Source organism: Vibrio sp. D420a (genome assembly GCF_030248625.1).
Classification (GTDB): domain Bacteria; phylum Pseudomonadota; class Gammaproteobacteria; order Enterobacterales; family Vibrionaceae; genus Vibrio; species Vibrio fortis_A.
Genome location: NZ_JAHGAN010000029.1, coordinates 211,257 through 219,694 on the forward strand (window position 1 = coordinate 211,257; position 8,438 = coordinate 219,694).

An 8,438-nucleotide genomic window follows, 5' to 3' on the forward strand; every position below is an offset into this window, starting at 1 on the left:
GAGTAAGCCACGGCTTACTCTTGATTTTATGGATAGTTAGGGCGTGTTAGAAACTAGAGTCTGGTTGCTGTAAAAATGCCAGTTCTTCTTCTGTTGAAACGCGTCCAAGCACTTGATTACGGTGTGGATAGCGACCAAACTTTTCAATGATCACCTTATGTTTAAACTCAAAATCGAGGTTATGTTCCAACCCCGTTTGACTAAACAGCTCGACCGCCTTCTCATGAATCATCAACGACTCACTGTGCATATAAGGCATGTATAAAAAGCTTTTCTGTTGTTCGCTGAGTTGGTGATCGTAACCACCAGCCACCGCTTCTTGGGCCAGGACTAATGCCATTGGGTCCGCGGAGAATGCTTGTGGCGTATCGCGACCAATATTTCTTGAAAACTGGTCTAACACTATGATTTCTGCCAGACGACCTAACGCGCTTTCACGCCATGTATACAATTCGCCTTGTACTGCCGCAGAATGTAGCTCAGCGAAGCGCTCTATTATCAGCAGGTCGATTTCCTTGCCACCATTGAACCAATCTCGAGGGGTTAATTCGTCAAACCAGAACGCTAAAACATCTTGATAACTAACTGTCATATCTACTCCTGTAAACAAAAAGAGCCGCTGTAATGAGCGACTCTATTGATATTATTTGAAGCCTTTGACCTTCTTAATTAGATCGTAAGCGTTTTGAATTTCCTGAGATTTCTCTTTCGCAACGTTCATCATTTCTGGTGGTAAGCCCTTTGCCATAAGCTTGTCTGGATGGTGCTCATTCATTAACTTACGGTAGGCTTTCTTCACCGCTTTACCATCTGCCGACTCACTCACACCGAGTACCTTAAAAGCATCCGCCAGTTGATCTTGTTGAGTCGCCTGCTGCCAGCCGGAAGACTGCCCTTGATGGTGACCACCGCCAAAACTGCCACCTTGCTGTTGAAAGCGAAAAGCCGCTTCTTGCATTTGTAGGCGGCGCTCTAGCTGCTCCGATGAAAAGCCAAGTCCTTGAGCTATCTTGTGCAGAACTTGGCGTTCACTAGGGTGCAAGCTGCCATCAGCAAACGCTGCTGATACTTGGAGTTCAAGGAAAAACTGCAGCAAATCAAAGCGGCCACCCGATGAAATCTTAACTCGCTCCAAGGTTTCTTTTAGTGGGAAGTCACTCTCTTTACCATCTCGGAACGCATTCTGAGCGGCTATACGCTGGTCACCATGAAGATTCATGCGCTCCATCATTGTGGATGCTAATTGGATCTCTTCACGTGTCACCTGACCTTTCGCTTTAGCAACATGTCCCATAACCGCGAATGCCGCTTTAAAGAACTCTTGTTGCTTCTCAGCCTGACTTGGCCCACTACCAAACCCCGAAGTGTTAAAGCCTGACTGATTTAAACGGCGCGCTTTATCAAATTGATGACCAAGAAATAGGCCAAAAATTAGGCCTAAGGGTCCGCCAAACAAGAAACCAAAAAAAGCGCCCAAAATTTTGCCAAATATTTGCATTATGTGTTCTCTATCTATGAATTTTATTCGAGTACTGCTGTCTTATGGTGCTGAATGCTAAGATTTCCTTTATCATAAGGACAAAGCTTTATTAATTGGATTGATACTAGATCAACCCTCCTTCTAGTGACACAGGATAGTTCAACTTCATGCAATGTTTCTCCCGCACCTTGTTAGCCGCATCGATCAGCTCTGCGTTATTTGTGCCGACAACTCAAGCTGAAACAACAATTGATGATAGTGTGCAGGAAATGCCCTCTACAGATCAATGTTTGATCGCATCATCTGAAGATTCAGACCTTAATGCACCGGCATACGTCGAGGCCGATCGCCTAGAAGCCGTTAACGGTGAGAAAGCAAGTTACTCGGGGTCTGTAAAAGTGACTCAAGGCATCAAAACCATTGAAGCCGAGACGGTTACCTTACACCAGCAAGAGAATATTGTTGTCGCAGAAGGGAATGTAACTTTCAATGACGGACAGTTCAAAGCCACATCAGATAAAGTGACCAACAACCTCACTACCAATGAGTTTGAGCTGGAAAATACTCAGTATCAGATGCTGTGTGAGTCTGGCCGTGGTGATGCAAGATACATTGCACGCACAGGTAAAGCTGTTTACGAGTTGGAAGACGGTACGATCACCTCTTGTCCTCCTGGTGACAAATCTTGGCGCCTGAAAGCTTCCAATATCGAGCTTGATCAAGATGAAGAGAGCGCGACTTTCATTAACCCTCGCTTCGAAGTATTAGACGTTCCCATTTTTTACCTGCCATACCTAACGGTTCCAGTAGGTGAGAGTCGTAAAACAGGTTTCCTTTACCCAACATTTTCTTACGGCTCAAGCGATGGTTTCGAAACAGAAGTACCGTTCTACTGGAACATTGCACCGAACTACGATCTTCAAACTACAGCGAAGTACATGTCTGAGCGTGGTACTCAGCTAAACAATGAATTCCGCCATTTAAGCCAGTTTGGTCAGAGTACGGTCACATTTGAGTACTTAGATAACGACAGAAAATTCAAAGAGAAAGGCAGTCGTTGGGGCGGTCAGTTTGAGTTTAATGGTATCTACAAAGAAGCTTGGAAATTTGACGTCGATTACTCAAAAGTCAGCGATGTAGATTATTTTACGGATGTGGATTCAAGTATTGGTAACCGTGAAGACGGTCAATTAATGCAGTCAGGTGAAGTCGCTTATCGTGCACTAAATTGGGACGCATCTTTAGCTGTACGTGATTTTCAGGTTTTAACCGAAAGTGAGAACCAACCTTATCGCGTAATGCCACAACTTAAGTTCAACTACTACGCTCCTCTGATTTGGGATACGGTCGAGATGGATGTGATCAGTCACATCTCACGCTTTGACACAGATTCGGATAGCAAGCCATCTGCAACTCGCGTCCATGTAGAACCTGGAATTAAGGTGCCTCTGAGCACTACTTGGGGCTCTTGGACAACAGAAGCCCGACTGCTCGGCACCTACTATGACCAAGATTTGGACAGCACTATCCTAGCGGCTAATCCAGAACTCACTGATACAGCAAGTCGAGTGATCCCAGAGTTTCGAACTCATGCGGGTATTATTCTTGAGCGTGATACAACTTACCTGACTGGATATACTCAAACTCTCGAGCCGCAGGTTCAATATTTATACGTACCTAAGCAAGATCAAAGTGAAATCGGTTTATACGATACCACTCTATTGCAAACCGACTACTATGGCCTATTCCGTAGCCGTAAATATAGTGGCGTTGACCGTATAGCTGCAGCAAACCAGTTAAGCTATGGTGCTTCTTCGCGTTTCTTTGACGATGAATACAAAGAACGACTCAACATCTCTTTTGGTCAGATTTTCTTCATCGATAGAAATACCAAGAACCCGGGCGCTTCATCTGATGAAGAGGGACAAACGAGCTACTCATCATGGGCTGTCGAGATCGATTTCAACTACGATGACTACCTCTTCTACCATGGCGGCGTTCAATACGACATCGACGATGGCGACATGCAACTGGCCAACAGCACGGTTGAATACCGTATTGATGAGAACGGCTTCGTACAAGCGAACTATCGCTATGTTACCCGCGAATACATTGAAGACAATGTAGGCGACACCATCACTAATATTGATGAGATCACCCGTGATGGTATTTCTCAAGCAGGCTTAGTGACAGGCTATCAGTTTTCTCCAAAATGGTACGCTAGCGCCCAGTACTACCACGATATGAATGAAAACATTGCTATCGAGTGGCTCGCTAACCTGCGTTACAAAGATGACTGTTGGTACGTAGGTGTCACCTACAGCAACGAATTGAGAAGCTGGTCAGGTGGCGGTTACTCAGATCTAAACTCAGACCCTGTTTATGAAAACAACTTTAGTATCAACTTCGGTATTGTTGGTTTTGGTACAGCAGCAGGCACAGGCTCAAATACTTCTGGCTTTGATAGCTCTGGTAACTCATTAGAGTATGGCCGCCCATTCTTCTTAAATAACTAATTTAGAGTTTATTGGTGTTTAACCGATAAATAGAAAGGACAACACATGACACTGTGGAAACACACACTAATCGCGCTTGCTACTGCTTGTACTGTTTCAGTAAGCCACGCAGCTCCTGTTGAGCTAGACAAAGTAAAAGTCATCGTAAACGAAGGCGTTATCCTACAAAGTGACATCGACACCTCGATGAAAACATTACGTGCTAATGCTAAGAAAAGCGGACAAACTCTGCCTTCTCAAGAGGTGCTAAAGGATCAGGTATTAGAGAAACTGATCATCGACACCATTCAAACTCAAGAAGCAGAACGCATTGGTGTACGTATCGATGATAGCCGCCTTGATCAAGCTATCACAGGCATCGCTAAAGACAACAACCAGACCGTTGAGCAACTGACCGCTTCAGTCGCTGAAGAAGGCCTAAGCTACAACGCGTTCCGCGAACAGGTAAGAAAAGAGATTGCCGCGAGCGAAGCGCGCAATGCTTTGGTTCGTCGTCGAATCAATATCCTACCAGCGGAAGTCGATAACCTAGCTGACATCCTAGCGCAAGAAACCAATGCAACAGTTCAATACAAAATTGGCCACATCCAGCTTCGTTTTAACGATGACCAGACCAAAGAAGAGCTAGAAGCACAAGCCAATGAGCTTGTTGAAGAACTAAACTCAGGCAAAGATTTCAGCACCATGGCCTACACTTACTCAAAAGGTCCTAAAGCACTGCAAGGCGGTGATTGGGGTTGGATGCGTAAAGAAGAGATGCCAACAATCTTTGCAGACCAAATCAAACTTCAGAATAAAGGCAGCATCATCGGCCCGTTCCGAAGTGGTGTAGGCTTCCATATTCTAAAAATCGAAGATGTGAAAGGTCTTGAAACTGTTGCAGTTACCGAAGTAAATGCGCGACACATCCTAGTGAAGCCAACGGTTATCTTGAGCGATGAAGGTGCGCAAGAACTACTACTCGACATCACACGCCGTGTTAAAGCAGGTGAAGCGACCTTTGGTGAATTGGCACAGCAATACAGCCAAGACCCTGGCTCAGCAGTTCAAAACGGTGAACTGGGTTACCAGACTCCAGACCTGTATGTACCCGAGTTTAAACACCAAGTTGAGACCCTTCCAGAAGGCGATATCAGTGCACCATTTAAAACCGTTCACGGCTGGCACATTGTTGAAGTTCTTGACCGCCGCGAAGTAGACCGCACGGATTCAGCACTTAAAAACAAGGCTTACCAGATTCTATTCAACCGTAAGTTCAATGAAGAGGCTGGCGCTTGGCTACAAGAGATTCGCGCAAGTGCTTTTGTAGAGATGGTTGAGGAAGAGCAAGATGACAACTAGAAGAATTGCGGTAACGGCGGGTGAACCTGCCGGTATCGGTCCAGATTTAGTATTGGCTCTATCTCAAGAGAGCTGGCCACATCAATTAGTGGTGTGTGCAGATAAACAAATGCTGGCTGAGCGTGCAAAGCTCCTCAATTTAGATGTTGAGCTACTCGACTACAAAAGTGACGATGCACCTCAACCTCAGCAAGCCGGAACCTTAGTGGTTAACCATATTCCAATGGCAGAACCCACAATTGCTGGCACGCTCAATGAAGCTAATGGTCATTATGTATTAAATACATTAGAAACTGCCGCAATAGGCTGTATGAATAATGAATTTGATGCTATTGTCACCGGCCCTGTTCATAAGGGAGTAATTAACCGTGCTGGGGTCGCTTTTAGCGGTCACACTGAGTTCTTTGCTGAGAAGTCCAACACACCATTAGTTGTAATGATGTTGGCAACTGAAGGACTACGTGTTGCGCTTGTCACAACGCATATTCCTTTAGCCTATGTTTCCCAAGCCGTCACCGAAGACAGACTTGCGCAAATTATCGAAATTCTAAATAGAGATCTCGTTGAGAAATTTGCGATTGAGAAACCTAACATTTATGTATGTGGACTAAATCCACATGCCGGCGAAGATGGTTGTTTAGGACGTGAAGAGATTGAAACCATCACTCCAACACTCGAAAAAATTCGCCGAGAAGATGGCATAAACCTGATTGGTCCATTACCAGCAGACACCATTTTCAATGAAAAATATTTGCAAGATGCAGATGCTGTTTTAGGTATGTATCACGACCAAGTTCTGCCTGTACTAAAATACAAAGGCTTTGGTCGCTCAGTGAATATCACGCTTGGCTTGCCATTTATTCGTACATCGGTCGATCATGGCACCGCCTTAGATTTGGCAGGGAAAGGCCAAGCTGATACAGGGAGCTTTAGAACAGCGCTCACGCACGCCATTGAATTAGTAGAGAAAAAGCAATGAGAAATGATGTCCACTTAGGGCACAAAGCGCGTAAACGTTTTGGTCAAAACTTCCTAAACGATCCGTATATTATTGACGGGATCGTATCGAGCATTAACCCACTACCAGGCCAAAACCTAGTAGAAATTGGCCCAGGTCTAGGTGCAATCACAGAGCCAGTGGGCAAACTGGTTGACAAATTCACCGTGATTGAGCTCGATAGAGATCTAGCCGAGCGCCTACGCACTCATCCAGATCTAGCGGATAAGCTGACGATCCACGAAGGCGATGCGATGAAGTTCGACTTCGATCAGCTCGTTAAGCCAAACAACAAACTGCGTATCTTCGGTAACCTACCGTACAACATTTCTACGCCGTTAATGTTCCACCTTTTTGAGTTCCATAAAGACATTAAAGACATGCACTTTATGCTTCAGAAAGAAGTGGTAAACCGTCTAGCAGCGGGGCCGGGTAGCAAAGCTTACGGCCGTTTGACGGTTATGGCTCAGTACTACTGTAAAGTAACGCCTGTACTTGAAGTACCACCAACAGCGTTCGTTCCGCCACCGAAAGTAGATTCGGCAGTGGTTCGTCTTCAGCCATACGAAGAGCTTCCATACCCAGCTAAAGACCTGAAGTGGTTAGACCGCGTATGTCGTGAAGGCTTTAACCAACGTCGTAAAACGGTCCGCAACTGCTACAAATCTTTGATAAGCAAAGAAGTTCTGGAAGAATTGGATATCAACCCGAGCATGCGTCCAGAAAACCTTACTCTGGTGCAATTCGTGGATATGGCGAACTGGTTATACGATAACCACAACGCGACAAAATAAATAAAAAGGCTCCTAGCTACGGTTAGGAGCCTCTTTTTTATGTAATACTCTAGATTGAACGATAACAAAAAGGTGCGAATATGGATGTATCAACGCCTTGTATTAAGTGCCAAGTCCACTCTAAATACATAGAAGACCAATCAGAGCCGACTAAGAACCGCTACGTCTTCGCCTACATCATTACAATCAAAAACCTCAGCCAAGAGACCGTTCAACTGCTCTCTAGACGATGGTTGATCACCGACTCTAACGGAAAACAACTCTCTATTGAGGGAGATGGTGTCGTTGGTCAACAACCTGTGATTGAGTCCAGTGACGAATACACTTATACCAGTGGGACTGTCATCGAGACCCCTGTTGGTGTAATGCAAGGACATTACGTCATGACCGACAGTAAAGGGGCTGAATTTATTGCTGAGATTGAACCGTTTCGCTTGGCTATCCCCAATATTCTTAACTAACCCTCCCCCATTGATTTAACAGGAAATAACGTGCCGAATTATATTGTCGGAGATATCCAAGGCTGCTTTGATGAATTTGAGCAGCTTCTTGAACAGATCCAATTCAACCCGAGCACAGACACCTTATGGGTGGCAGGAGACTTGGTCGCTCGTGGCCCCAAGTCATTAGAAACATTGAGATATATCCGCGCTCTTGGCAGCTCTGCAAAGGTGGTGTTAGGTAACCATGACTTGCACTTGCTTGCCGTGTCTCAAGGCTTATTCCCTGCTAAAGCGAAAGACAAGACTCAACCGATTCTAGATGCATCAGACAGAGAAGAGCTACTGAGCTGGTTGCGACAACAGCCACTAATGCAAGAGCACGATGAATTTGTGATGGCGCATGCTGGTATTTCACCTCAATGGAGCCTAAAGCGCGCTCGTAAAGAGAGCGACAAGATAAGCAAACTCCTCCAGTCAGACAAATGGCCGTGGCTGATCGAGAATATGTACAGCAACACTCCCGATCTCTGGAGCAAGGATTTAGAAAAAATCGAACGCTATCGCTATGCCATTAACAGCTTTACCCGCATGCGTTTTTGCTTCCCAGATGGGCGTTTGGATATGGGATGTAAACTCCCACCAAAAGAGGTGTCAGATAACCAGTTTATTCCTTGGTTTAACCTACCACAGCGTAAACAGCTCGATAAAACGGTACTGTTTGGCCACTGGGCAGCACTGGAAGGCTATCAAGGCAAAGATGTCATTGGCTTGGATACCGGGTGTGTATGGGGAGGAGAGCTCACCATCTTGCGCTGGGAAGATAAGAAATTCTTCACACAGAAAGCGCTATAAATACGAGATACGAGA

Annotated in this window: 8 protein-coding genes; 6 read left to right on the forward strand and 2 right to left on the reverse strand. The window is 45.3% G+C overall.

From position 1 onward, the window contains the following. Positions 1-46: 46 nt before the first annotated feature. Entirely contained in the window at positions 47-592 is a 546-nt protein-coding gene (locus KI743_RS19420) for a DUF924 family protein (RefSeq protein WP_285467797.1), read from the reverse strand. Positions 593-643: 51 nt separating this feature from the next. Continuing rightward, positions 644-1,498, reverse strand: coding sequence for a co-chaperone DjlA (djlA, locus tag KI743_RS19425; RefSeq protein ID WP_285467799.1), 855 nt, complete (start codon positions 1,496-1,498; stop codon positions 644-646). Between the two features lie 149 nt (positions 1,499-1,647). Between djlA and lptD the strand changes: the two genes are divergently transcribed. From lptD to KI743_RS19455, 6 genes are all read left to right on the forward strand, one after another. Beyond that, a complete protein-coding gene (gene lptD, locus KI743_RS19430; protein ID WP_285467800.1) occupies positions 1,648-3,996 on the forward strand; it encodes an LPS assembly protein LptD in 2,349 nt (782 codons plus the stop codon). 45 nt (positions 3,997-4,041) lie between these two features. Further along, positions 4,042-5,337, forward strand: coding sequence for a peptidylprolyl isomerase SurA (gene surA / locus KI743_RS19435; RefSeq protein WP_285467801.1), 1,296 nt, complete (start codon positions 4,042-4,044; stop codon positions 5,335-5,337). Then, positions 5,327-6,316, forward strand: a complete 990-nt coding sequence (gene pdxA, locus KI743_RS19440; RefSeq protein WP_032553037.1) for a 4-hydroxythreonine-4-phosphate dehydrogenase PdxA — start codon at positions 5,327-5,329, stop codon at positions 6,314-6,316. Before surA ends, pdxA begins: the two co-directional genes overlap by 11 nt. Then, positions 6,313-7,128, forward strand: coding sequence for a 16S rRNA (adenine(1518)-N(6)/adenine(1519)-N(6))-dimethyltransferase RsmA (gene rsmA / locus KI743_RS19445; RefSeq protein ID WP_032553036.1), 816 nt, complete (start codon positions 6,313-6,315; stop codon positions 7,126-7,128). The genes pdxA and rsmA overlap by 4 nt, the downstream gene beginning before the upstream one ends. An 80-nt stretch (positions 7,129-7,208) precedes the next feature. Next, positions 7,209-7,589, forward strand: a complete 381-nt coding sequence (gene apaG / locus KI743_RS19450; RefSeq protein ID WP_032553035.1) for a Co2+/Mg2+ efflux protein ApaG — start codon at positions 7,209-7,211, stop codon at positions 7,587-7,589. Between the two features lie 30 nt (positions 7,590-7,619). After that, entirely contained in the window at positions 7,620-8,423 is an 804-nt protein-coding gene (locus KI743_RS19455; protein WP_285467803.1) for a symmetrical bis(5'-nucleosyl)-tetraphosphatase, read from the forward strand. The last annotated feature ends 15 nt before the right edge of the window (positions 8,424-8,438 follow it).

Bases quoted from the DNA above. Each gene is read 5' to 3' on its own strand.
- lptD (WP_285467800.1), top strand. From the start codon at position 1,648: ATGCAATGTTTCTCCCGCACCTTGTTAGCCGCATCGATCAGCTCTGCG.
- rsmA (WP_032553036.1), top strand. From the start codon at position 6,313: ATGAGAAATGATGTCCACTTAGGGCACAAAGCGCGTAAACGTTTTGGT.
- apaG (WP_032553035.1), top strand. From the start codon at position 7,209: ATGGATGTATCAACGCCTTGTATTAAGTGCCAAGTCCACTCTAAATAC.
- KI743_RS19420 (WP_285467797.1), bottom strand. From the start codon at position 592: ATGACAGTTAGTTATCAAGATGTTTTAGCGTTCTGGTTTGACGAATTA.
- surA (WP_285467801.1), top strand. From the start codon at position 4,042: ATGACACTGTGGAAACACACACTAATCGCGCTTGCTACTGCTTGTACT.
- pdxA (WP_032553037.1), top strand. From the start codon at position 5,327: ATGACAACTAGAAGAATTGCGGTAACGGCGGGTGAACCTGCCGGTATC.
- djlA (WP_285467799.1), bottom strand. From the start codon at position 1,498: ATGCAAATATTTGGCAAAATTTTGGGCGCTTTTTTTGGTTTCTTGTTT.